This is a genomic window from Streptomyces sp. NPDC044002, from assembly GCF_056434525.1.
The window spans coordinates 162,725-186,633 of record NZ_JBWKEZ010000005.1; the positions used below are offsets into that span (position 1 = coordinate 162,725).

Below are 23,909 nucleotides of genomic sequence, written 5' to 3' on the forward strand. Positions count from 1 at the left end.
GAGCCGTCAGGCATTTATGTGACGAATACCTGGATGGGCGCACCCCGACCGGACGCGGCCACCCGTTCGCCCTTCCCCGATCGCCGTCCCGGGCGTGCACCCTTAGCGTGCGTGAAGAAGGGCGTACCGGGGAGGGACTGGAACGCGGGTCGGGACCCCCGCGTCGGGAAGGGAGAGCCATGACCGAGGACGAGTGCGAGCAGCGGCCGAGGAGACGCTCCCCCTGGGGAGCGCTCGCGCTGGTCATGCTCAGCGGCCTCGCCATGATGAGGAACGGGGCGAACGCCGGGGAAGGCCCGCCGCAGCCGGCCGCCGCGGCGGCCGTCGCGCGCGCGGAGCACCTGCCGGCCCAGGCGCCCAGGCCGCCGGCGGACCTGGAGGTGCTGGAGCACTCGTCGGTGCAGCGCATCCGGATTCCGACGATCAACGTGGACGCGCCGGTGATGACGGTCGGGCTGGACGCGCAGGGCTGGATCGACGCCCCGCCGCCACAGGACCGCAACCTGGCGGGCTGGTACCTCAACGGCATCTCGCCGGGCCAGCAGGGCTCCGCGGTGATCGTGGGCCACGTGGACAACGCGCAGGGCCCGGCGGTCTTCTACGGCCTCGGCTCGCTCAAGCCGGGGAGCCGCGTCGAGGTGGAGCGCTACGACGGGCGGACCGCGGTCTTCGAGGTGTACGGCGTGGAGGTGTTCTCGAAGGAGGCCTTCCCCGGCTCCCGGGTGTACGGGGACACCGGCCACCCGGAGCTGCGCGTGATCACCTGCGGCGGCAGCTACTCCAAGGCCAAGGGCTACGACGGCAACGTGGTCGTCTTCGCCCGGATGGTGGCGGCCCGCTGACGCGGCGGTTCACCACGCGGCCCGCTCCCCCGGCGGGAGCGGGCCGGGCCGCCGGCCTCAGCGGGTCGGCAGCGTCATCCGGTAGCCGCGCCCGATCAGCTGCGGAAGGTACGCCTCCAGCGCCCTGACGGTCTGCGAACGGTCGCCGCCGGCGTCGTGGTTCAGCACGACCACCCCCGGCCCGGCACCCGACAGCACCCGGGAGATGATCGTGGTGCTCCCGGGCTCCTTCCAGTCGAGGGTGTCCACGGTCCAGGCGAACGGCTCCATGTTCAGGTCGGCGCCGATCTCGAAGGCGGCCCGGTTCCACGCCCCGTAGGGCGCCCGGAACCACAGCGGGGCCTGCCCGGTCACCTGGTGCACGACCTCGCTCGTGCGCCCGATCTCGGCCTCCAGGGCGGACCGGGAGAGGCTGGGGATGAGCGGGTGCGTCCAGGTGTGGTTGCCGATGGCATGGCCCTCGGACGCCATCCGGCGCAGCAGGTCGCGGTTCTCGGTGGCCATCTCCCCGCAGACGAAGAACATCGCCCGGACCCCGTACCGGGCGAGGGTGTCGAGGACGGCGGGGGTGTAGCGGGGGTCGGGGCCGTCGTCGAAGGTGAGCACCATGGCGTTGGCGGTGTCCGGCCCGGCGGGCAGCTCCAGGATGGGCCGGGTGCGGACGGCGGGCTTGGCGGCGGGGGGCCGGGCGGGGGCCTCGGCGGTCATGGGCCGCAGCCGGTAGGACTTGTCCGGGGGCCCTTCGGGGCGCAGGCCCGGGGCGCCGGGGGCGGGCGCGGGGGTGCCGGGCGCGGGGGCGCCGGCCGTGGACCCGCCCTGGGGGCCGCCCTCGCCGGCGCTGAGCAGTCCGGAGGCGGCGGCGATTCCGAGGAAGACGGCGGTACGCAGGAGCACGCGTCGTCCCACTGTCGGCTCGTCATTTTTCATTATTACTACGTATCAACGACATCGCCGGAGATGTCGAGAGGCGCGGACGCGCCCCGCCCCCGTCACCCCCTCGGACCAGCCACCCCGTCGATCAGCCCTGTCGCACCAGGGGGAACGGCAGCGTCTCGCGGATCGTCAGGCCCGTCAGGAACATGACCAGCCGGTCGACGCCGATGCCGAGCCCGCCGGTGGGCGGCATCGCGTACTCCAGGGCGTCGAGGAAGTCGTTGTCAAGCTCCATCGCCTCGGCGTCGCCGCCCGCCGCCAGCAGCGACTGGGCGGTCAGCCGGCGGCGCTGCTCGACGGGGTCGGTCAGCTCCGAGTAGGCGGTGCCCAGTTCGGTGCCGAAGGCCACCAGGTCCCAGCGTTCGGCCAGCCGGGGGTCCTTGCGGTGCTGCCGGGTGAGCGGGGAGACGTCGGTCGGGAAGTCCTTGTAGAAGGTGGGCAGCTTCGTGCGCTCCTCCACGAGCCGCTCGTACATCTCCAGGACCACGTCCCCGCGGGTGTCGTCGGGGCCGTGCGGCACTCCCACCCGGTCGCACAGCACGCGCAGCACGTGCTCCTCGGTGTCGGCGTCGACCTCCTCGCCGAGGGCCTCGCTGATGGCCCCGTACATCGTCTTGACCGGCCAGGGCCCGGAGATGTCGTGGACGACGAGCTTGCCGTCGGGGCCCGCCTTGTGCGCGACCGGCGAGCCGAAGGCGGCCGTGGCGGCGCCCTGGATCAGCTCCCGGGTGAGGTCGAGCATCACGTCGTAGTCGGCGAAGGCCTGGTAGGCCTCCAGCATCGTGAACTCGGGGTTGTGCTTGTAGGAGACGCCTTCGTTGCGGAAGGTGCGGCCCATCTCGAAGACCTTCTCCATGCCGCCGACGCACAGCCGCTTGAGGTACAGCTCGGGGGCGATGCGCAGGTACAGGTCGAGGTCGTAGGCGTTGATGTGGGTGCGGAAGGGGCGGGCGTTGGCCCCGCCGTGGATCTGCTGGAGCATCGGGGTCTCGACCTCCAGGTAGCCGCGGTCCAGCAGCCCCTGGCGCAGTGCCTGCACGGCGCTGGAGCGGGCGCGTACGACGTCCCGCGCGTCGGGGCTGGCGACGAGGTCGAGGTAGCGGCGCCGGACCCGGGCCTCCGGGTCGGCCAGGCCCTTGCGCTTGTCGGGCAGGGGGCGCAGGCACTTGCCGGTGAGCTGCCAGGAGCCGACCACGACGGACGGCTCCCCGCTCCGGCTGGCGCCGACCTCGCCGGTGGCTACGACGTGGTCGCCGAAGTCGACCTGGGAGGTGAAGGCGTCCAGCACGTCGGGGCCGGACTCGTCGCGGGTGAACATCAGCTGGACGTCGCCGGTCCAGTCGCGCAGCACGGCGAAGACCACGCCGCCGAGGTCGCGCACGACCATCACCCGCCCGGCGAGGGTGACCCGCTCGCCGGTGCGGGCGCCGGGGGTCCGGCCGGGGTGCGCGGCCCGGAGGGCGGCGGCGGTGTGGGTGCGCTGCGGGATCCCGACCGGGTAGGGGTCGGTTCCGGCGGCCCGGATCCGCTCCAGCTTGGCGTGCCGGACCCGGACCTGTTCGGGCATCCGCTCGGCGGGGGCCCGGTCGCCGTCCTCGCCGACGAGGTCCAGGCCCAGGGAGTCGATGGAGGGCAGCCCGGCGGTGTTGGCGGGGGCGGTGAGGCCCTTGGCGTGGCCGTTGCCCCAGAGCTTGCGCATGCTGGGTACGGAGACGAAGCCCTCGGCGATGCCGGAGGCGAGGCTGACCCGGGCCAGCGAGCCGGCGTCCTGGTAGCACAGGAAGCGCGGGTACCACTCGGGGCCGTACTTGACGTTGGAGCGGTACAGGGCCTCCAGCTGCCACCAGCGGGAGAAGAACAGCAGCAGCCGGCGCCACAGCTTGAGCACGGGGCCCGCGCCGATCCGGCCGCCCTCCTCGAAGGCGGAGCGGAACACGGCGAAGTTGAGGGAGATCCGGCGCACGCCGAGGCCGGGGGCGGCCGCGCACAGCTGGGCGACCATGAACTCCATGACCCCGTTGGGGGCGGAGCGGTCGCGGCGCATCAGGTCGAGGGAGATCCCGTCCTTGCCCCAGGGGACGAAGGAGAGCAGGGCGATCAGTTCGCCGCCCGCGTCGAAGGCCTCGACCAGCAGGCAGTCCCCGTCCTCGGGGTCGCCGAGCCGGTCCAGGGCCATGGAGAAGCCGCGTTCGGTCTCGGTGTCGCGCCAGCGGTCGGCCCGGTCGACGATGGTCCGCATCTCCTCCTCGGTGAGGGCCGAGTGGCGGCGGATGACGGTGGTGGCGCCGGTCCGCCTGACCCGGTTGACGGCCTGCCGGGTGACCCGCATGTCGCGGCCGTCGAGGTCGAAGTGGGCGACGTGCAGGATGGCCTCGTCGCCGAGCTGGAGGGCGCTCAGGCCGGAGCGGGCGTACGCGGTCGCCCCGTCCTCGGAGGCGCCCATCACGGCCGGCTGCCAGCCGTAGCGGCGGGCGACGGCGAGCCAGGCGTCGATGGCGGGGGTCCACGCGCCGGGGTCGCCCACCGGGTCGCCGCTGGCCAGGCAGACCCCGGCCTCGACCCGGTAGGTGACGGCGGCCTTCCCGTTCGGGGCGAAGACGACGGCCTTGTCGCGCCGGGTGGCGAAGTAGCCGAGGGAGTCGGCCCGTCCGTAGGCGCCCAGCAGCGCCCGGATGCGGGGCTCCTCGTCCCCGTGCAGGGCGGCGGTCAGCCGCTGCGAGCGGAACAGGGTCGAGGCCGCGTTCAGCAGGGCGAGGGCGCCGAAGAGGCCGAGCAGGAAGTAGAGGGGGCGGGGCGGGCGGCCGTCGAACTGCCGGGCGGAGAAGAGCCCGCCGAAGACCTGCTTGGCGGCCCAGTCCAGCCACTGCCCCTTGGGCAGGGTCCCGGGGAAGAGCGCGACGAGGGCCCAGCCGAGGAACACGGCGCCGAGCAGCCCGAGGCCGAGCACCAGCATGGCCCGCCACACGGCGCCGGGGCGGGAGGCCGCGTAGAACTCCTTGCGGGCGGCGACGAGGACGCCGAGGGCGGCCACCGCGAGGACCATCGAGGGGCCGCCGACCCAGAAGTCCCCGTCGGCGATGATCAGCAGGTCGACCAGGATCAGCAGGGCCAGATAGGTGACGACGATCCACCAGGCGATCTTCTTGCGGGTGCCGAGGGCGGCGGCGAGGAGGAAGAGGAAGACGGCGTAGGCGAGGTTCTCGCTGACCGGCACCACGAAGTCGTCGAGGAAGCGCACCACGGGCCGCAGCAGTCTGCGCAGCGTCGGGGAGAGCGCCAGCAGCGCGCACACCAGGCCCAGAGTCCCGAAGAACGCCCCGAAGGCATCCGGGACCCGGTGCAGGAAGCGGTTGCGGGTCCCCCGGGTCTCCTCCAGCGTGGCACTCATGCTTGGCACTGTAGGGAGGGCCGCGCCGGTCCGCTCGCCGAACCCGATAGCCTCGGGAAGGTGACGGAGCACGTGAGCACGGGATTCGAACGGGGCACCGACGGGCCGAAGGTGATCCTCGCCGGGGTCGACGGCTCGGAGTCCTCGCTCCGGGCGGCGGCCTACGCGGCGGGGCTGGCCCGGCGGCAGAACGCGCTGCTGGCCCTGGTGTACGTCCAGCCGGTACTGGCCGGCGGGGCCGCCCTGGGCGCGCCGGTGGCCGACACGACCGGGGAGATCGCCGAGGGGCTGGTGGCCGAGATCCGTGCCTCGGCGGAGCGGCTGAAGGGCATCTTCGAGGTGCGCTGGCAGTTCCACACCTTCCGCGGGGACCCCTACGCGGGCCTGGTGGGCGCCGCGGAGGAGCTGCGGGCGGACGCGGTGGTGGTGGGCGCCTCCGAGCAGGCCGGGCACCGGATCGTCGGCTCGGTCGCGGTCCGCCTGGTGAAGGCGGGCCGCTGGCCGGTCACGGTCGTGCCGTAGGGCCGGCCCTCCCGCAGCCCGCTACCGGGCGCGTTTCAGGCCGTCCTTGGCGGCGCCGCGGCTGAGGACGGCCTCGGTTACGGCCTCGTCGGCGCTCTCGTACTCCTCGTCGCCCGGGTCCTCGGCGAGGGCGGCGGGCAGGTTGACGACCCTGCCGATGGACAGGTCCATCATCTGCGGGACGAACTCGGCCCCGGTCACCTGCCAGCGCTGTCCGGGGGCGGCGGGCGGGGCGAAGGTGAAACGGGCGATGGAGCCGTAGTTGCCGCGCATGTCGCGGGCGCCGGAATGGTTGAACATCTCGCCGGCGACCTGGTCGCCCATCCCGTAGACGATCCAGGTCCCGTTGACCTTCTCGTAGGCCTGCGGGATGTGGGCGTGCGTTCCGAGGATCATGTCGATGTCGGGGCGTCCGCCGGTCTGCGAGGCGGTGAGCGCCTTGCCCAGCGAGAGCTGGGTCCCGTCCGGTTCGGTCTGCCACTCCGTGCCCCAGTGGATGCTGACCAGCACCACGTCCGCCCCCGCCTTCCGGGCCGCGCGGGCGTCCGCGAGGATCTTGTCCTGGCGCATCAGGTTGACCGCCCACGGCTGTCCGTCGGGCATGGGGTAGCCGTTGGTGTCGTAGGTGTACGCGAGGTGCGCGACCTTCGCGGAGCCCGCCGTGTAGAGGGTGGTCCTCGCCGCCTCGGCGGCGGTGCGGGCGGAGCCCGCGTGGCCGAGGCCGACCTCGTCGAAGCGGTCGAGGGTGCGTTTCAGCCCTTCGGCGCCGTCGTCCAGGGTGTGGTTGGAGGCGGTGGAGCAGCCGTCGTACCCGGCGTCCTTGAGGGCGTCGGCGACGGTGGGCGGGGAGACGAAGGCGGGGTAGCCGCTGAAGGGGCCGTCGTCCTCGCCGTAGATGGTCTCCATGTGGCACAGGGCGAGGTCGGCCGCCGCGACGACCGGTTTGACCTTGGAGAACATCGGCCGGAAGTCGTACCCGTCGCCGCCCGCGTCGGCGGCCGCGCGCTTGATGACCGAGGTGTGCGGGAGTACGTCCCCACTCGCGACCAGGGTGAACCCCCGGGCTGCGGTGGGGGCGGCCGGGGCCGTTCCCGCGGGCGCACCGGCGGCGCTGGAGCCGAGGCGGGCCGGGGACCGGTCCCCGGTGGCGGAGCAGCCCGCCGCCGACGCCGGGAGCAGCAGGGCGGTCAGCAGGGCGAGGGCCCGCCGGGTGCGCTTGGTCATCTGTCCCAGCTCCCGTTCGTAGGACTGTCGAATCAACCGAAATCCATAGGAGAAGGGCTTTCAAGTCAAGGAGCGGCGCCGCCCTCCGGCCGTGCGCCACCCCGGTGGCCGATGGCCGTTCGCCGCGCCGTTCGACCGTTCGTCGCCCGGCGCGGCCGCCCACCGGACCACCCGGGGCCTTGGGCGCAACGCCCCCGCCGGACGGTTCCCGGGCGGCTCCGTGCAGGTGAGGGTGAGTGGGACGCCCACAGCCCGGGCCCACCGCCCGAGCCCCACGTACCGGGCCCCACGGCCCGGCGCGCGGCCCGGCCGCCCGCAGTGCGGGCCCGCGGCCCGGCAGCCCAGCGGAACCCCGGACCCGGAAGGAGCCAGTCGTGTCGCCCTCCCCCACCCTCCAGCGCACGGAACCCGAGGCGCTCGCGGAACTCCAGCGCGAACACGGGCGGGCCCTGTTCGGATTCCTGCTCGGCCTCACCGCCGGGGACGCCCAGCGTGCCGAGGACCTCGTCCAGGAGACCCTCGTACGCGTCTGGCAGCACCCGGAGGTGCTGACGACCGGGCACGAGTCCATGCGGCCGTGGCTGTTCACGGTGGCGCGGCGGCTGGCGATCGACGCCCGCCGGGCGCGGCTGTCGCGGCCGCAGGAGGTCGACCCCGACGGGCTGGAGCAGGCGCCGGCCCCCGAGGACGCGGTGGCCGGGTCGGTCACCGCCATCGACGTCCGGCGGGCGGTGGGCAGCCTGGGGCCGGAGCACCGGGCCGTCTTGATGCAGGTCTACTTCCAGGACCGTTCGGTGGCCGAGGCCGCGGCGGAGCTCGGCATACCCGCCGGGACGGTCAAGTCCCGCACGTACTACGCCCTGCGCGCCCTGCGGAAGGGGCTCCAGGGGTACGGGCTCGGCGCCTGAGCACCGCCCCCGCGCCGGCCCCGCGGCGGGGCGGTGGAGAAACACTCAAGGAACGCCCGCGATGCGCACGATCCGGACACGGAGCACACCGATATCGGCACCAGTGCGTGCAAGTTGAGTAAACATCCCCCGTTGCGCGAGCCGTCCGGTGAAGGCTCGGGGATGACGGCGGAAGGCTCGACACGCGGGAGAGGGTGGCACGGTGCAGCCCGAGGGTATGAACGGCACCAGCGACGGCGGACTGGCGGTTCCCATGGCGTGGCTCTACGCGGAGTACATCGCCGACGAGCTGCTGCGCACGGGCCGGCTGATCCCGGCGAGCACGCTGGAGTTCCGGGCCGGGCGCGACACGCTCGCGCTGACGATCTACCTCTCGGACGCGGCCGGCGAACTGTCCGGGATCCGGGTGGTCTCGCAGCTCGACGAGTGGCTCTCCCTGACGGCGTACGGTCACCCCTGGCGCGACTGGGTCCACACCCGGTTCCTCGCACTGGGCGAGGAGGCCCGCGAGCGCGGCCGCGGCGAGGACCCGGACCTCGAACTGGCCCGGGCGGCGTGGCGCTGGCTGGACCACACGGAGCTCTTCGCCACCAACCTCGACCCGGGCCGGCACGGCGGCGCCGGCACCCCGCCGGCCCTGGACGAGAACGCCCGCGTCTGGACCCCGGCCTGGCAGCTCGGGCTGCCGCTGGGGCACCTGGCGATGCACCTGTTCTAGGAGGTGCCCGGGCCGGTCCTAGGCCGACTCGGCCGGGTCCGTCACCAGGCCCGTGAAGTCGGCCTCGTTGCGCTCGGCCCGGCCCACGTACCAGCGGGCGATCAGCCACATCACCGGGTACGCCGCCAGCCCGAGCGCGGCCCAGACCAGCGGGCCCGCGGCCGGCCGGGGCAGCAGGAAGGCCAGCGGCAGCAGCCCGAGCACGAGGGCCAGCACGGCCAGCGCCCCCAGCCCCGCGCGCAGCTGGCTGCGCATCAGGGCCCGTACGTAGGTGGCGCCGAGGCTGGTCTGCTCGGAGATCTCCGAGCGGGCGGGGGTGTGCGCGGGCGGACGGCGGCGGGCGCCGCGCGGGACTCCGGTGACGATCTCCCGCCGGGGCGGCGGCTGCTGCTCGGCCATGGTGCCGAAGTCTAGGGGGTGCCCGCGAAGTGGCGCCGTCCGCCCGGAGGGCCGGCCCCGCGGCTCCCCCGGCTACCGCCGGGAGGTGCCCCCAGGTGCGTGCTCTCGGCGGGCCGGGCCCGGGCCACGGCCCTCCCGACGTCCCCTGCGCAGGACCCCGGTCACTTGAGGAGGCGGGAGAGCCTGCGGTCCGCGAGGGGCTTGCCGCCGGTCTGGCAGGTGGGGCAGTACTGGAGCGAGGAGTCCGCGAACGACACCGAGCGGACGGTGTCCCCGCACACCGGGCAGGGCTCGCCGTCCCGGCCGTGGACCCGCAGCCCGCTCTTCTTCTCGGCCTTCAGGTCCTGCGCCGCCAGTCCGTGGGCCCGCTCGACGGCCGCCCGCAGGGTGTCCCGCACGGCCCCGTACAGGTGGGTGACCTGCTCCTCGTCGAAGGAGGCGGCCAGTTTGAACGGCGAGACCTTCGCGGCGTGCAGGATCTCGTCGCTGTACGCGTTGCCGATGCCGGCGATCACGCCCTGGTCGCGGAGCACGCCCTTGATCTGCCGCCGCTCCCCCGCCAGCAGCGCGGCGAACTCCTCCCGGCCGAAGCCCTCGCCGAGCGGGTCGGGGCCGAGGCGGGCGATGCCCGGCACCTCCTGGGGGTCGTGCACGACGTACACGGCGAGGCCCTTGCGGGTGCCCGCCTCGGTGAGGTCGAAGCCGCCGCCGCCCTGCAGTACGAGGCGCAGCGCGAGCGGGCCCTTGCCGGGGCGGGGCGGCTGCCCGGGGAACTCCTCGCGCCAGCGGAGCCAGCCGGCCCGGGCGAGGTGGGTGACGAGGTGGAGCCCGCCGACGCGCAGGGCGAGGAACTTGCCGTAGCGGGCCACGGGGCCGGCGGGCTGCCCTTCGAGGGCGGTGGGGGGAGGGTCGTAGGTCTTGAGCACGCTGACGGCGAGCGGGAGGACGCGTTCGACCACCCGCCCGGCGAGGTGCTCGTCGAGGAACTCCCTCAGGGCCTCGACCTCCGGCAGCTCGGGCACCCTCCCAGCCTGGCGCCCCCGCCTGCGGCGCGCGACCGGAACGGCCCGGGGCGCAGCCGCCCGGAACCCGGGGCGGCCGCGCGGCCCGGCCCGCGTTGGCAGCGCGCCCGGAGCGGCCCGGCCCGGCGGCAGCCCGCGCCCCGGCCGCGCGGCCCCACAGCGCGGGCGACGGCTCGGCGGTCAGCCCATCACGAACTCGCACCACACGCACTTGCCGCTGCCCCGGGACTCCACGCCCCAGACGTCCGCCAGCCGGTCCACCAGCATCAGGCCCCGCCCCGACACCCCCGCCTCCCCCGCCTCGCGGCGGCGCGGGAGGGCGCTGGAGCGGTCCTCCACCTCCACCCGCAGCCGGCGCTCCGGGCCGGCCAGGACGCGCAGGGTCACGATCGCCGGGCCGTCGGTGTGCATCAGGGCGTTCACGATCAGCTCGTCCGCGACCAGCTCGATCTCGTCGGCCCGCTCCCGCGCGCCCCACGAGCGGACCGCCGCGCCGATCATGTGCCGGGCGGCGACCAGCGCCTCGGGGTCCCCGGGGGCCACGTGCTGCTGGAGCCGGCCGCCGCCGGGCCGGGCGTCCTCGCCCTGGCGGCGCAGCAGGAGCAGGGCCATGTCGTCGTCGCCGCCCCGGTCGTCGACGACCTCGCACAGCCGGTCGGCGAGCCGCTGGAGGTCGGCCGGGCCGCCCTTGACCAGGGAGGTCAGCAGGCTGACGCCGTCGTCGAGGTCGGCGCCGGGCAGTTCCACCATCCCGTCGGTGCACAGCACGAGCGTTTCGCCCGGGTCCAGCTCCACGGTGGTCACCGGATACTCCAGCCGCCCGAACTCCGCCGACAGGCCCAGTGGCATCCCGCCCTCCACCGGCAGCCTGCGGCACTCCCCGTCGCGGGTGCGCAGGAGCGGGTCGATGTGGCCGGCGCGGACCAGCTGGAGGACTCCGGTGGAGAGGTCCGCCTCCACGTAGGTGCAGGTCGCGAAGCGGTCGGTGTCCAGTTCGTACAGGAACACCGAGGCCCGGGCCATCACCGTGCCCGGGGAGTGCCCCTCGGCGGCGTACGCGCGCAGCACGATGCGCAGCTGGCCCATGACGGCCGCGGCGTGGGTGTCGTGGCCCTGCACGTCGCCGATGACGGCGCCGACCCGGCCGCCGGGCAGCGGGATGACGTCGTACCAGTCGCCGCCGATGTCCCGGCCCATCCGGGCGGACCGGTAGCGCACGGCGATCTGGGCCCCGGGGACGTCCGGGATCCGGCGGGGCAGCATGGCCTGCTGGAGGCCTTCGGCGAGGTCGTGCTCCTGTTCCAGCAGCATGGCGCGCTGGAGGCTCTGGGCGATGCTGCTGCCCAGGGCGACGAGCAGGTTCCGCTCGTCCTGGGTGAAGCCGTCCTTGTCCTGGTAGAGCAGCCCGATCGCGCCGATCGGCCGGGCCTGCGCGATCAGCGGCAGGTAGGCGGCGGCCGATATCTTCATGCCGGAGATCTTCGACCAGAGGTCGGGGTACCCCTCGGCGAACTCCTCGGCGGAGTCGAGGAAGCGGGGCTGGAGCGAGCGGACGACCTCGCTCATCGGGTACTGCTCGTCGACGCGGGTGTAGCGGGTGCCGGGGACGAAGCTGTCGGCGGGGCCTTCGGCCACCAGGTGGATCCGGCCGGCCTCGACGAGGCCCATCACCATGCCCATGGAGCCGAGCCGTTCCAGGCCGTGGGCGTCGCCGATGACGTCGATGACGTCGCGTACGGTCCGGGCGTGCGCGAGGGCGGCGGTGGTGCTCTCGACCACGGTGGTCTGCCGCTGCCGCTCCTCGTCGAGGCCGAGGCGTTCGGCGGAGTGGCTCAGCTCCTCGGTGGCGTCGCGGACGATGCCGATGATCCGGTACGGGCGGCCGTCCGGGTCGCGCATGACGCGGCCCTGGGTGTGGGTCCAGCGCAGGGCTCCGTCGCGGCAGCGGATGCGGAAGTACGCGCCGTACGTGTCGACGCCGCTCTTGAGGGCGCTGGAGACGAGAGCGTCCAGCCGGGCGGACTCGGCGGGCGGGACGCGCGGGGAGAGCGATCCCGGCCGTCCGTCGTACTCGTCCGGGGTCGTGTCGAAGACGTCGAGGGCCGCCGCGTCCATGTGCATGAGCCCGGTGACCAGGTCCCAGTCGAAACTGCCCATCCGGTTCAGTGACAGGGAACGGTCCGCGTGTGCGGGCCAGTCCTCCGGCAGCGATACGGTGCTCGGCACCGGTCCACCATGACACAGCGCGGCGTCAGGCGCTCTCCAGGTACGGCGGCTGGTCGGTGACCTGCTGCCCGTCGGGGAAGCCGTCGGGGAAGCCGTCCGGGGCGGCGGGATCGGCCGCGTCCGGGGGCGGGGCGGGATCGGTGCCGCCGGTGCCCGGGCCGTCGTCCGGGGTGTACGTCGGGGCCTGGTCGGGCGGGAGGCCGCCGCCCGCGTCGGGCGGGGTCGCGGCCGGGCCGTCGGACGGGGGCAGGCCGCCGGGGACGTCCTGCGGGGCGGCGGGGGCGCGCGGGGCGGTGCCGGCGGCGGAGGGGCAGGGGCTGGGGCTCGGCGAGGGGGTTGCCGCGCCCGGGCCGACGGGGTCCGCGGCCGGCGGGCCTGCGGCCCCGGGGGCGGCGGGGGGCGTGGCCGGGTCCAGGCCGGGCGGCGGGATCAGGTCCGAGGCGGGCGGCTCGGCGGGTGTCGCCGGGTCCAGGCCGGGCGGCGGGATCAGGTCGGAGGCGGGCGGCTCCCCCGCGTCCGGTGCGCCAGGGCCGGGGAGCGGGGGCTGGGCGGGCGGCCCGTCCGGGACCGCGGCCGGGGGGCCGGCCGAGGGGGCCGGGGGGCCGGCCGAGGGGGTCGGGGGGCCGGCCGGCGGCGGGAAGGAGGGCGGGGTGGTCCGCGTCCGGCCGTCCGCTTCGGCGCCGGCGCAGGGGTCGTCGGCCGGGGTCGCGGGGGCGTTCGGGATGCCGTCGGCCGGGTCGTAGGGGGGAAGGGCCCTGGGAGGCTTGTCCTGGGCGCCGTCGTCGCCCGCCTTGCGCTCGATCCAGGTGTTGTCGGCGACGTTGACGATGACCAGCCGCTTGATCACCTGGATGGTCGGCTCGATGACGATGACCTGCGTGGGCTGGTAGCCGTTCCACTGGTCGCCCTTGAGTACCGGGTTCCCCTTGGCGGAGCGCGGCGCGGCCAGGGGGTTGCCGCAGCCGCAGCGCACCCGGGGCATGCCGTGGTCGTCGACGAGGACGGCCGTCCCCGCCTGGAGCACCGACTGGTAGCCCTCGGCCCGGCCGTCCCGGAACCCGTGGTTGGTGACGCGGGTGTCGGCCCGCAGCACCACGGGCGTGAGGGCGCGCAGGAAGTCGGGGATCTTCTCCTGTTCGATCCCGGCGGCCTGGGCGAAGGAGCTGGCCTTGGCGGCGTCGGAGGTGAGGAAGGCGACCTGGCGTTCCACGTCGCAGCTGCCGAGCCGGTTGGTGCCGCCGTACAGGCCGGGGGTGGCGGCGCCGACCGTGCGGATGCCGCGGCCGCTCGCGTTGGGCAGCGGGGGCTGGACGGGGGCCGACTCGGCGGTGGCGGAGGAGGGGGTGAAGGGGTCGGGGCCGGCCGCCCCGACGGGCTGGAGGGTGAGCTCCAGGCTCTCGGGGACCGGGCCCTTGGTCTGTTCGGGGGCGGTGCCGGTGCAGCCGGCGGCGATCAGGCCGAGGGCCGCCAAGAGGGCCGTGCGGGCGGGTACGTGACGGCGCGGTGCCTGACGGCGCGCTGCCTGACGGGATGTCGGTGCGGGCACGTCGTTCAGGTCGTTCACGCTGCTCTCCCTTTTCGCCCCGGTTGCTCCCTCTTGTCTGCCCCATGTCCCGGGGTGCCGCAACCGGAGCGCCGCCGGATACTGGAGGCGATGGAGTGGTTCACCGCGCCCGGCTACTGGCTGGGCCGGCTGGTCTTCCAGCGGGCCCTGGCCGGTGTCTACGTCTTCGCCTTCGTCGGGGCCGCCCTGCAGTTCCGGGCACTGATCGGGGCGCACGGCATGCTGCCCGTCCCGCGCTACGTGCGGTACGTGCCGTTCCGCCATGCCCCGAGCCTGTTCCAACTGCGCTACTCCGACCGGCTCTTCGCCTGCTGCGCCTGGGCCGGGGCGGGCGTGGCCGCGGCGCTGGCGGCCGGGGTGGGCGACCTGGTGCCGCTGGGCGCCGCCATGGGGATGTGGGCGGTGCTGTGGCTGCTGTACCTCTCGATCGTCAACGTGGGCCAGACCTGGTACTCCTTCGGCTGGGAGTCCCTGCTGCTGGAGGTCGGCTTCCTCGCGGTCTTCCTCGGCAACGCCCGGGCCGGGCCGCCCGTGCTGGTGCTGTGGCTGCTGCGGTGGGTGCTCTTCCGGGTGGAGTTCGGCGCCGGGCTGATCAAGATGCGGGGCGACGCCTGCTGGCGCCGGCTGACCTGCCTCTACTACCACCACGAGACGCAGCCGATGCCGAACCCGCTGAGCTGGTTCTTCCACCACCTGCCGAAGCCGCTGCACCGGGTGGAGTGCGCGGCGAACCACGTCACCCAACTGGTGGTCCCGGTGCTGCTGTTCACCCCGCAGCCGGTGGCCTCGTACGCGGCGGGGGTGATGGTGGCCACCCAGCTGTGGCTGGTGCTGTCCGGGAACTTCGCCTGGCTGAACTGGCTGACGATCACGCTCGCCCTCTCGGCGGTGGACTTCACCGGGATCGCCGGCCCGCCGCCCGCCGCCGCCTCGCGAGGGGCGCCCGTCTGGTACGCGGTCCTGGTGTGCGCGGTGACCGTGCTGGTGCTGGCGCTGAGCCGGCATCCGGTGGCGAACCTGGTCTCGCGCCGCCAGGTGATGAACCGCTCCTTCGACTCCCTGCACCTGGTCAACACCTACGGGGCCTTCGGCACCGTCGGCCGGATCCGCGACGAGGTGGTCGTCGAGGGCACCGCCGACCGGATCCCCCGGGAGGACGGGGACTGGCGCGAGTACGGCTTCAAGGGGAAGCCGACCGAACTGCGGCGGATCCCGCGCCAGTTCGCCCCGTACCACCTCCGGCTCGACTGGCTGATGTGGTTCGCGGCCCTCTCCCCCGGCTACGCCCGGGACTGGTTCGGGCCGTTCGTGGAGCGGCTGCTGGCGGGCGACCGGGACACGCTGCGGCTGATCCGCCACAATCCCTTCCCGGACGCCCCGCCGCGGTTCGTGCGGGCCAGGCTCTACCGCTACCGGTTCACCACCTGGCGGGAGCTGCGCGAGACGGGCGCCTGGTGGCACCGCCGGCTGCTGCGCGAGTACCTGCCGCCGACCCGGCTCGCGGAGGCGGCCTCGTCAGAGCCCGAGTAGGGCCGCCTCCCGCTCGGGGGCGAGGCCCTTGGACGACCGGTCGGGGCGCAGCGGGGCCACGCCGCCGATCGAGCGGAGCCAGGCCCAGGTGTCGGCGACGGTCTCCTCGACCGGGCGGCAGACCAGGCCGGCGGCGAGGGCCTTGCCGACGTCGCTGCCGAACATGTAGTCGTGCAGTTCGCCCGGGGGCAGCCAGCAGGGCAGTTCCGTCCAGGGCTCGACGCCTGCCTCCGCGATGCGTTCCGGGCCGGTCCAGCGGAGCTCCGCGCCGCCTCCCGTGACGGCCGCGCAGGCTTCGAGGAAGCCGGCCATGGTGGCGTGGCCCGCCGGCGAGACGAGGTCGTACGGGCCGCCGAGGCCGGCCGCGGCGGCGTCCAGGGTCCAGTGCGCGAGGTCGCGCACGTCGATGTACTGGAGCGGCAGGTCGCGGGGGCCGGGGGCGAGCATGGGGCCGCCGCGGGCGGCGCGGTCCAGCCACCAGGGCAGCCGGCCGACGTTCTCGTACGGGCCGAGGATCAGCCCGGCGCGGACGAGCAGGGCGCGGTCGCCGAAGGCGTCGAGGGCGGCGAGCTCCGCGCCCCGCTTGTCCTCGGCGTAGGCGGTGGAACCGGCGTCGGGCGAGCCGTCGACCACGGGGCCGTCCTCGGTGAGGCCGGCGGGGGCCGGGTAGGCGTACACCGAGCGGCTGGAGACGTACGCGTACCGGCCGGCCCGGCCGGAGAGGAGCCGGGCGCTGTCCCGCACGGCCGTGGGGGCGCCGCTCCAGGTGTCGACGACCAGGTCCCACTCCCCTTCGGCGAGGGCGGTGAGCCCGCCGGGGGCGGTGCGGTCGCCGTGCAGAGCGGTGGTTCCGGGCGGGGGCGCGTGGTGTCCCCGGTGGAAGACCGTCACTTCCCAGCCCCGGTCCAGGGCGTCCTCGGTGATCGCGCGCCCGACGAATTCGGTCCCACCCAGCATCAGGAGTCTCATGGGTCCGACTCTGCCGGGCGCGGCAGGACGGCGGAAGGCGTGATCGCCCACGGCGATGACGCTGACGGCGTACGGCCTGCGGGAACCCGCGGCGGTGGGGCCGTACGTGCCGCGCCCCCGTCGCCGTCGGGCGCGGGGGCGCGGATCCGGTCTGCGGGGCCGGGGCCGTCGGTCGATGCCGTCGGTCGACGCCGTCAGTCGATGCCGGGCAGGATGTGCGGCTCCGCGAGGTCGTCCTCGTAGCCGGCCAGCCGGATGGGCGCGGAGCGGGCCCAGACCTCCAGGCTGCCGAGTTCGTCGGACCGCGTGCTCGCCCCCCGTCCCGGGAGCTCCAGAGTCGGGTCGGTCTTCTTGGTCTCAGTCACCGCGCACTCCCTTGTGTCGCGTAACCCGGCGGGCGCGACCGCACGCCGGATAGGGGGGATTCAGAGGTTCGTCCGGACGCGGTGGCGCCTTGGTGGAGCGGGGGCCCGGGTGGGGGCTCCTTGCGCCTTAGGGTACACATATGAGCGGGGGTCCGCTCGATGGAACGGTAAAATCCGCACCGGACCGCTTGTTTTCGCCCCGAGTTCAGGAAGTCGTACACCGGCGTGTCCGCCGGGGCTGATCTGCTCGTCGGCGGTGGCGCGTGCGCGCGGACGACGGAGGGAGCCGTTGTGGCTATGTCGGGGTTGCCCACGATCGACAGTGTCGACGAGCTGATGGAACTCCTGCACGCGCACCGGAGCGGCCGGGGGCTCCAGACCGCGGCCCTGCTGCGCCGCTCGCACCCCTTCGACAAGGAGCTCCAAGTGGCCGGGCTGGTGCACTTCCTGGGCCCGCTGCTGTCCGCGCGGGGAGGCGACGCGGCCGAGGCGGTCCGCCCCCTGCTGGGCGACCGGGTGGCCCGCCTGACGAGGGCCGACGGGCCGGACGCGGCCGGGGACGCGGCGGCGGAGGCGCTGCGCCAGGCGGTGCGGGCGGGCGGCACCTCGGGCCTGGACGCCGGGGTGGTGGAGGACTGGCGGCCGCTGCTGGAACTGGTCGCGGCGGGGGCCTACGGAATCCACGGGACGGTTCGCCCGTACGAGTGAGGGGCCGGCCGTCCCGGCGGGACGGCCGGCCCCTCGTGGGCCTGCTACCAGTTGGCGGGGGCGTAGTCCTTCAGGAAGACCCCGTAGAGGTCCTCGCCCGCCTCGCCCCGGACGACCGGGTCGTAGACGCGGGCGGCGCCGTCGACCAGGTCGAGCGGGGCATGGAAGCCCTCCTCGGCCAGGCGCAGCTTGTCGAAGTGCGGGCGCTCGTCGGTGATCCAGCCGGTGTCGACCGAGGTCATCAGGATGCCGTCGGCCTGGAACATCTCCTGGCCGCTGGTCCGCGTCACCATGTTCATCGCGGCCTTGGCGGCATTGGTGTTCGGGTGCCCGGCACCCTTGTATCCGCGGCTGAAGACGCCCTCCATCGCCGAGACGTTGACCACGTAGGCGCGGCCGCTGGACGCCTTGCGGGCGGCCTCGGCCATCGACGGACGGAGCGCGCTGATCAGGATGAACGGCGACGTGTAGTTGCAGAGCTGGGTCTCCAGCAGCTCGACCGGGGAGATCTGGTCGATGGTCTGCACCCAGGTGTTGGTGTCGACGACGTCCGGCAGCAGGCCGCCCGCGTCGATGGCGGTGCCGGCGAGGTGCCGCTCCAGGCTGGCGTTGCCCGCCACGAGGGCGAGGTCGGCGACCTTCTGCGCCTCCAGGCCGCTGACCCCGACGGGGAGCGCCGCCAGGCCGTCGACCGCACCCGAGTTGAAGGCGCCGATGACGTGGTGGGCGGGGAGCTCGCCGGCCGGCAGCGGGGCGCTCTCCCCCTCGACGAGCGCGGCGTACGCGGTGGGCAGGCGGCGCACGGTCTGCGTCGCGTTGTTGATCAGGATGTCGAGCGGACCGGCCGCGGCCACCTGCTCGGCGAGGGCCACGGACTGCGCCGGGTCGCGCAGGTCGATGCCGACGACCTCCAGGCGGTGCATCCAGTCGGCCGAGTCCTCCATCGCCTTGAAGCGGCGGATGGCGTCCTTGGGGAAGCGGGTGGTGATCGTGGTGTGCGCGCCGTCGCGCAGCAGCCGCAGCGCGATGTACATGCCGATCTTGGCGCGGCCGCCGGTGAGCAGCGCGCGCTTGCCGGTGAGGTCGGCTCGGGCCTCCCGCTTGGCGCGGTTCTCGGTGGCGCAGCCCGGGCAGAGCTGGTGGTAGAAGTAGTCGACCTCGACGTACCGCGTCTTGCAGACGTAGCAGGAGCGCGGGCGCTGGAGTATCCCGGCGATCCGGCCGGCCTCGGTGACGGAGGAGGGCAGGATGCCCTCGGTCTCGTCGTCGATGCGCTCGGCGGAGCCGGTCGCGGTCGCCTCGGTGACGGCCTTGTCGTTGGCGGTCTTGGCGGCGCGGCGCTCCTGGCGGCGGCGCTGCTTCACCGTGCGGTAGATGCCGGCGGTGGCGCGGCGTACGGTGATGGCGTCGGGGTGGTCGACGTCGATCTTGTCGAGTTCGTCGAGCACGCTGAGGCAGACGGCGAGGCGCTCGGGGTCGATGCCCGGCCCGTATGCGTGGTTGTCTTCGGTCACCGTCATGGCCGCTGCCGTTCCTTGTTCGCTCGTCCGCGTCCGCCTGCTGCGGAAGTCCCCAAAACGGAAACTGTACGGATCCGACACGCCCGGGTCCAAACCCGTTCCCGCTCGGCTCACGGACCGCGAGGGGCCTGTCACGGTATGGAGGGGATCAAGCCCCTTCGCCCCCCTCGGGCGGCTTGCGCGTACTCCCGCTGGTGTATGCCAGGAGGATGACTCGGCCCGCGATCAAGGGGTCTGCGGGCGGATGAACGGCGCGTCCCTTTGGGGCATGGTGGATCTCATGAGTGCCCTGGCCCTGTCGGTTCTGCTCTGCCTGGTCTCCGCCGTCGCGTACGCGGGCGGCGCGATCCTCCAGGAACACGTCGCGGCGAGTTCGCCGGACCGCCCCTACGCGCCGCTGCGCCGCGCCGGCTGGTGGGCGGCGGTCGCGCTGAACGGCCTCGGGGCGCTGCTGCACGTGGTGGCGCTGGCGTTCGGGCCGCTGAGCCTGGTGCAGCCGCTGGGCGCGCTGACCATCGTCTTCGCGCTCCCGATGGCGGCCGTGTTCGTACGGCGCCGGGCGGGTGCGGCCGCCTGGCGCGGGGCGCTGCTGGCGACGGCCGGGCTGGCCGGGCTGCTGGCCCTGACGGGCGGGGAGGGTGCGGGGCGGCAGGCGCTGGTGGGCGGCGAGCGGGGCCTGCTGCTGGCGGTGACGGCGGCCGGGGTGGCGGTGCTGGTCCTGGCGGCGGGGCGGATGCGGCGGGCGGTGCTGCGCAGCGTGCTGCTGGCCGCGGCGGCCGGTACGGCCTTCGGGATGGGCTCGGTGTTCACCAAGTCGGTGGCCGAGGGCTTCTCGCCGGGGGTGCTCGGCGCCCTGTGGCCGGACCTGGCGGCGATCGCCGTACTGGCGTCCGGCGGGCTGCTGCTGTCTCAGGCGGCCTACCGGGGGGCGGGCCTGACCGCGCCGCTGGCCACGGTGACCGTGGTCAACCCGGTGGTCGCGGCGGCGGTCGGGGTCTCGCTGTTCGACGAGGGCTTCAGGTACGGGACCGCCGGGGCGGTGGCGGCGCTGGTGAGCGGCGCGCTGGCGGCGGCCGGCCTGATCCTGCTCACGGCCGTGCCGCCGCACGTGCGGGGGTCAGATCCCTGGGCCCCCTCGGACCCTTCGCACCCCTCGGATCCCTCGCACCCCTCGGATCCCTCGCACCCCTCGGATCCCTCAGATGCCGACGCCCTTGTTCCGGAGGTACTTCAGGGGGTCGATGTCGGAGCCGTAGCCGGGGGCGCTGCGCATCTCGAAGTGCAGGTGGGGGCCGCTGGAGTTGCCGGTCGAGCCGGAGCGGCCGATGCGCTGGCCGCCGGAGACCTGCTGGCCGGCCTTGACGCCGAGCGCGGACAGGTGGGCGTACTGGGAGTAGCGGCCGTCGGTGTGCTTGATGACGACCTGGTAGCCGTAGGCACCGGCCCAGCCGGCCGACTCGACCGTGCCGGGTCCGACGGCCTTGACGCTGGTGCCGGTGGGCACGGGGAAGTCGACGCCGGTGTGGTAGCCGCTGGACCAGGAGGATCCGGCGACGCGGTAGGCGGTGCCGATGCCGGCGTCGACGGGGGCGGTGAAGGCTCCGCCGCCCGCGGCGGGCTTCTGCTCCGCTGAGACGGGCTTGCCGGCGGGCTTGGCGGCCGGCTCGGGCTTGGGCTTCTCGGCCGGCTTGGACTGCTCCGGCTGCGGCTTCGGCTGCTCGGGCTTGGGCTGCTCCGGCTTGGGCTGCTCGGGCTTCTGCTGCTCCGGCTTGGGAGCGGCCGGTTCCACGGGCTTGACCGGCTCGGCGGTGCGCGGCGGCTTCTCGGGGTTCTGGGCGGGCGGGGCGGTGGTCACCCTGAGGGTGAGGCGCTGACCCGGGAAGATCAGGTTGGGGTTGCCGCCTACCGTGGACCGGTTCGTCTCGTACAGGGCCTGCCAGCCGCCCTCCACGTGCTGCTCGGAGGCGATCGTCGAGAGGGAGTCCCCGGGGGCGACCACGTACGGGTTGGGCAGGACGGAGGTACCGGTCGGGCGGGGCATGGTGACGGGGGTCGGGGTGGTGGCCTTGGTCGGCTGGACCAGGTCCTTGTGCGCCTGCCCCGAGGGCTTGGCGGCGGGCTTGGCCGCCGGCTTCGCCTCGGGCTTGGCCGCCGGCTTCGCGGGGGCCTTGGTGTCGAGGGCGGGGGCCGGCCCGCTGCGGCTGAGCCCGGCCTGGGGTCCGCACGCGGGCCAGGCCCGGGGGCCCTGGCCCTTGAGCACCTTCTCGGCGACAGCGATCTGCTGGGCCTTGGTGGCGAGGTCGGCGCGCGGGGCGTAGGCGGTGCCGCCGAATTCGCGCCAGGTGCTCTGGCTGAACTGGAGGCCGCCGTAGTAGCCGTTGCCGGTGTTGATCTGCCAGTTGTTGGTGGACTCGCAGGCGGCGACCTTGTTCCAGGTGTCCACGGACGCGGCCTGCGCGTCCGTGGCGCCGATGAGGGGGAGCGCGATCCCGGCGCCACCTGCGGTGACGACGAGCGAGGCCCGGTTGATGCTGCTCGGCTGGTACCGGCGATGCCGGCCCCGTACACCCATGGGAGCCCCCTAGAAGACATCAGGAACCGCACAACCTAACGGCGGCCCGATGAGCTGACAAGGGCGACAACCAGCCGTAGGGCGGCGTGAGTTGACGATCGCACAGACCTGCGGCCGGAGTCCGGCGAATCCGCGGATCCGTGGCGGCACCCCCGCCGGGACCGGCATCCCCGCCACGGCCGGCACGATGCCGAGCGGATCGCCCCGGCGGCACAGGGCGAGGCGATGCCTGCCTGGTGGGCCCAGGACCGGGGCGCCGGCGGCCAGGGTCTCGGCGCAGCGCGGGCGACCGTACTTCGGGATGCAGCTGCTGCCCCCGCTCGGCGGTAACGCCCGGCGGCCCCACGGACCCGGGCGCCGCGCGCGCCCCCTCGCCGGCATCCCGATGCTCGTGCGCGAGGCGCTGCGCCGGCGCTTCACCGCGCTGCCGGAGCCGGCGCAGGGCGTGCTGCGGCTCTGCGCGGCCGTGAGCACCGAGGTCGACACCGGCCTGCCGCCCCGCACCGCCGCCGATGGCGGACCGGTGGCCACCGCCCTCGACGCCGCGTCCGCGCCGGGCCGCTCGGAGCCGACCCGCACGCCCCGGGCCGGCTGCACGTCGGAACCCCCCTGGACGAACTGCCGCACGGGGAGCGCGTCCCGCTGCACAGCCGCGTCACCCCGGGGACGCGTGCGCGGGGGCACGGCCGGACGGTGGGCGGCGACCGGGCGCCCCGCCCACCGCAACCGGCACGCCGAGGAAGCCCTGCCGGCCACCGCGGTCCTCGCCGACTGCTGCGCGCCGCCCAGCAGGCCGAACGGCGCCTCGCGCACGAATCGGGTCGAGACGCGGCTGCGGCGGGCCGCCGGGCTCACCGGACGACTGCCGCCCGGCAACACCACGCCCCCCTGCCCTGGGGCAGCGGCCGCTCGTCCGGCTCGGCCAGGTGCCGGCCATCGCCCGCTGCCACGGCGCCGCCGAGGCGGAGGAGCCGCTCGGCCGCAACCGCGCCCTGAGTGCCGTACCGCGCGCCCGGACTCGCGCCGGTTCACCGGCCTGCTACGCACGATCGCCGGCCGGGTACGGCGAGGGCGGGCGTCCTGCGGCACCTCCGGGGTCTGCTGCCGCAGGCGCCGGTGGAGGCCGCGGACCGCTTCGCGGACGAGGGCGTTCCCTCGCCCGGACCTTCCGGCACGCCCCCCGCGTCCTATGCCGTTCGTACGACGCGGCCGGGCGTTCGCCCGCCACATGGACGCGGTTCCGGCCGCCCGGAGCGGCGAGGGCGCGCGGCCCGCCGGGGAACGCTACCGGGAGGCGACCCCGATGGCCGGGGTCGTCAGCTGAGCGGGCCGGGCTGCGGGATCGGCGCGGGTCCCGGGGGCGGGGGCACCGGATCCGGCTCGGGGAAGGGGCTCGGCACGGGGGGCACCGGGCGCGGGACAGGCTCGGGGTCCGGCAGCGGGGGGAACGGACCGGGGACGGGGTCCGGCTCGGGCACTGGCGGCTGCGTCTGCTCAAGGTTTCGCACCATAAGCCCCACCTTCCCCCGATCTCAGCCGGTACGCTCCCCGGCGAGCGCGGCGGCGAGCCCCAGCGCCGGACTGGCCAGCACGGGGATCCGCGTCCGCACGAGGGGCACGGCCCCGGCCATGGAGGCCTGCGCCAGCACGATGACGTCGGCGTCCGTCACCCCGTCGGCGGCCGCCGCCACGGCACGGTGGTACGCGCCCTCGTCCCCGGCCTCGAACAGCTCCCAGGCCCCGGGAACCACCTGGCCGCGCACGTCCCGGCCCGCTCCTCGGCGAGCAGCCGGGCGCTCGGCCCCAGGGTCGACTCCACCGCGGCCAGCACCACGATCCGCGCCCCCGTCGCCACGGCCCGCGCCGCCATGGCCCGGTCCACGCGGTACACGGCACACCCCAGCTCGGCGGCGAGGGACTCGGCAACGCCCCCGATGGTCGAACAGGTCACCAGCACGGGCCCCCCGACCTCCGCCAGCACCTCCCGCACCTCCCCCCGCACGCCCTCCGGCCCCACTTCCCGGGCCCGCTCCAGCAGCCCGGGCCGCACGAGGTGCCGCAGCACGGCACCCGGATGATCCCGCTCCCCCAGGGCGTCGAAAACGGGCACGTGCACCGCGGAGGTGTGCAGCAGGGCCAGCGTCACCACAGGTCGGCGTCCTGCTCCAGCTGAGCCCGCGCGGCGGCGACCACCCCGGCCGGCGCCTCGGGCGCCAGCTCGGGATGCCGCCCGGCCCATGCGGCGGCGTAAGGGCAGAGCGGCACGACGGGCACGCCCTCCCCCTCGGCCATCGCGTAGAACCCCTTGACGAGCTCCCCGCCGATCCCCCGCCCCTCGTGCCCGGGCTCGACGACGGTGTGCACCGCCACCAGGGCGTGGGGGTCCGCGGCGAGCACGAAGTACGCGATGAACCCGACCACCCGCCGGTCCTCGACGGCCAGCAGCCGCCCGGCCTTCCGCTCGTCCACCAGCTCGATCGCCACGGCCCCACTCCCTCA

The 23,909-nt window shown here is 74.8% G+C and carries 19 protein-coding genes and 2 pseudogenes; 8 read left to right on the forward strand and 13 right to left on the reverse strand.

Annotation, left to right across the window (positions count from 1 at the left end):
* Positions 1-179: 179 nt before the first annotated feature.
* Positions 180-842: a class F sortase gene (locus AC07A6_RS05745; protein ID WP_362464985.1), complete on the forward strand. Its 663-nt coding sequence runs from the start codon at positions 180-182 to the stop codon at positions 840-842.
* A gap of 57 nt (positions 843-899) precedes the next feature.
* On the opposite strand, the gene AC07A6_RS05750 is transcribed toward AC07A6_RS05745, so the two are convergent.
* Complete coding sequence (locus AC07A6_RS05750; RefSeq protein ID WP_362464989.1) at positions 900-1,769, reverse strand: polysaccharide deacetylase family protein; 870 nt, start codon at positions 1,767-1,769, stop codon at positions 900-902.
* Between the two features lie 91 nt (positions 1,770-1,860).
* The gene (lysX, locus tag AC07A6_RS05755; protein WP_478776222.1) at positions 1,861-5,163 is read right to left on the reverse strand and encodes a bifunctional lysylphosphatidylglycerol synthetase/lysine--tRNA ligase LysX; all 3,303 of its coding nucleotides are present in this window, start codon (positions 5,161-5,163) and stop codon (positions 1,861-1,863) included.
* 60 nt (positions 5,164-5,223) lie between these two features.
* On the opposite strand from lysX, the gene AC07A6_RS05760 reads away from it, so the two are divergent.
* A complete protein-coding gene (locus AC07A6_RS05760) occupies positions 5,224-5,685 on the forward strand; it encodes a universal stress protein (RefSeq protein ID WP_478776223.1) in 462 nt (153 codons plus the stop codon).
* A gap of 21 nt (positions 5,686-5,706) precedes the next feature.
* On the opposite strand, the gene AC07A6_RS05765 is transcribed toward AC07A6_RS05760, so the two are convergent.
* Positions 5,707-6,909: a CapA family protein gene (locus AC07A6_RS05765; RefSeq protein WP_478776224.1), complete on the reverse strand. Its 1,203-nt coding sequence runs from the start codon at positions 6,907-6,909 to the stop codon at positions 5,707-5,709.
* A gap of 374 nt (positions 6,910-7,283) precedes the next feature.
* On the opposite strand from AC07A6_RS05765, the gene AC07A6_RS05770 reads away from it, so the two are divergent.
* Together AC07A6_RS05770 and AC07A6_RS05775 are read left to right on the forward strand one after the other, a co-directional pair.
* A complete protein-coding gene (locus AC07A6_RS05770; protein WP_042802354.1) occupies positions 7,284-7,817 on the forward strand; it encodes a sigma-70 family RNA polymerase sigma factor in 534 nt (177 codons plus the stop codon).
* A gap of 217 nt (positions 7,818-8,034) precedes the next feature.
* Positions 8,035-8,535, forward strand: coding sequence for a hypothetical protein (locus tag AC07A6_RS05775; protein ID WP_362465002.1), 501 nt, complete (start codon positions 8,035-8,037; stop codon positions 8,533-8,535).
* An 18-nt stretch (positions 8,536-8,553) separates the two neighbouring features.
* Here the strand turns inward: AC07A6_RS05775 and AC07A6_RS05780 are convergent, their stop codons facing one another.
* The 4 genes from AC07A6_RS05780 to AC07A6_RS05795 all read right to left on the reverse strand — a co-directional run bounded on the left by AC07A6_RS05780 (position 8,554) and on the right by AC07A6_RS05795 (position 13,746).
* Complete coding sequence (locus AC07A6_RS05780; protein ID WP_478776225.1) at positions 8,554-8,934, reverse strand: hypothetical protein; 381 nt, start codon at positions 8,932-8,934, stop codon at positions 8,554-8,556.
* A gap of 161 nt (positions 8,935-9,095) precedes the next feature.
* Complete coding sequence (locus AC07A6_RS05785; protein ID WP_362465007.1) at positions 9,096-9,956, reverse strand: Fpg/Nei family DNA glycosylase; 861 nt, start codon at positions 9,954-9,956, stop codon at positions 9,096-9,098.
* A gap of 180 nt (positions 9,957-10,136) precedes the next feature.
* Complete coding sequence (locus tag AC07A6_RS05790) at positions 10,137-12,200, reverse strand: SpoIIE family protein phosphatase (RefSeq protein WP_362465030.1); 2,064 nt, start codon at positions 12,198-12,200, stop codon at positions 10,137-10,139.
* A gap of 7 nt (positions 12,201-12,207) precedes the next feature.
* Positions 12,208-13,746: a DUF6777 domain-containing protein gene (locus AC07A6_RS05795; RefSeq protein ID WP_478776226.1), complete on the reverse strand. Its 1,539-nt coding sequence runs from the start codon at positions 13,744-13,746 to the stop codon at positions 12,208-12,210.
* Between the two features lie 90 nt (positions 13,747-13,836).
* Here AC07A6_RS05795 and AC07A6_RS05800 point away from each other — a divergent pair, with 90 nt between their 5' ends.
* Positions 13,837-15,276, forward strand: a complete 1,440-nt coding sequence (locus AC07A6_RS05800; protein WP_386274181.1) for a lipase maturation factor family protein — start codon at positions 13,837-13,839, stop codon at positions 15,274-15,276.
* On the opposite strand, the gene AC07A6_RS05805 is transcribed toward AC07A6_RS05800, so the two are convergent.
* The gene (locus AC07A6_RS05805) at positions 15,262-16,245 is read right to left on the reverse strand and encodes an NAD-dependent epimerase/dehydratase family protein (protein ID WP_478776227.1); all 984 of its coding nucleotides are present in this window, start codon (positions 16,243-16,245) and stop codon (positions 15,262-15,264) included. The genes AC07A6_RS05800 and AC07A6_RS05805 overlap by 15 nt on opposite strands.
* A gap of 194 nt (positions 16,246-16,439) precedes the next feature.
* Entirely contained in the window at positions 16,440-16,610 is a 171-nt protein-coding gene (locus tag AC07A6_RS05810) for a hypothetical protein (protein WP_362465032.1), read from the reverse strand.
* Positions 16,611-16,907: 297 nt separating this feature from the next.
* On the opposite strand from AC07A6_RS05810, the gene AC07A6_RS05815 reads away from it, so the two are divergent.
* Positions 16,908-17,318 (forward strand): hypothetical protein, encoded by a 411-nt coding sequence (locus AC07A6_RS05815; RefSeq protein WP_478776228.1) that lies wholly within the window; start codon positions 16,908-16,910, stop codon positions 17,316-17,318.
* A gap of 44 nt (positions 17,319-17,362) precedes the next feature.
* Here the strand turns inward: AC07A6_RS05815 and AC07A6_RS05820 are convergent, their stop codons facing one another.
* On the reverse strand, positions 17,363-18,838 hold the full coding sequence (locus AC07A6_RS05820) for an SDR family NAD(P)-dependent oxidoreductase (RefSeq protein ID WP_478776229.1): 1,476 nt from the start codon (positions 18,836-18,838) through the stop codon (positions 17,363-17,365).
* A gap of 280 nt (positions 18,839-19,118) precedes the next feature.
* On the opposite strand from AC07A6_RS05820, the pseudogene AC07A6_RS05825 reads away from it, so the two are divergent.
* Positions 19,119-19,844 (forward strand): annotated as a pseudogene (locus AC07A6_RS05825) (DMT family transporter); the annotation flags it as partial.
* 192 nt (positions 19,845-20,036) lie between these two features.
* On the opposite strand, the gene AC07A6_RS05830 reads toward AC07A6_RS05825, so the two are convergent.
* Positions 20,037-21,410 (reverse strand): transglycosylase family protein, encoded by a 1,374-nt coding sequence (locus tag AC07A6_RS05830; protein ID WP_478776230.1) that lies wholly within the window; start codon positions 21,408-21,410, stop codon positions 20,037-20,039.
* Between the two features lie 1,189 nt (positions 21,411-22,599).
* On the opposite strand from AC07A6_RS05830, the gene AC07A6_RS05835 reads away from it, so the two are divergent.
* Positions 22,600-22,734: a hypothetical protein gene (locus AC07A6_RS05835; protein WP_478776231.1), complete on the forward strand. Its 135-nt coding sequence runs from the start codon at positions 22,600-22,602 to the stop codon at positions 22,732-22,734.
* A 208-nt stretch (positions 22,735-22,942) separates the two neighbouring features.
* Here AC07A6_RS05835 and AC07A6_RS05840 read toward each other — a convergent pair.
* Both AC07A6_RS05840 and AC07A6_RS05845 read right to left on the reverse strand, forming a co-directional pair.
* A pseudogene (locus tag AC07A6_RS05840) lies at positions 22,943-23,556 on the reverse strand (arylsulfatase).
* Entirely contained in the window at positions 23,553-23,894 is a 342-nt protein-coding gene (locus AC07A6_RS05845; protein WP_478776232.1) for a GNAT family N-acetyltransferase, read from the reverse strand. Before AC07A6_RS05845 ends, AC07A6_RS05840 begins: the two are co-directional and overlap by 4 nt.
* Positions 23,895-23,909: the final 15 nt, after the last annotated feature.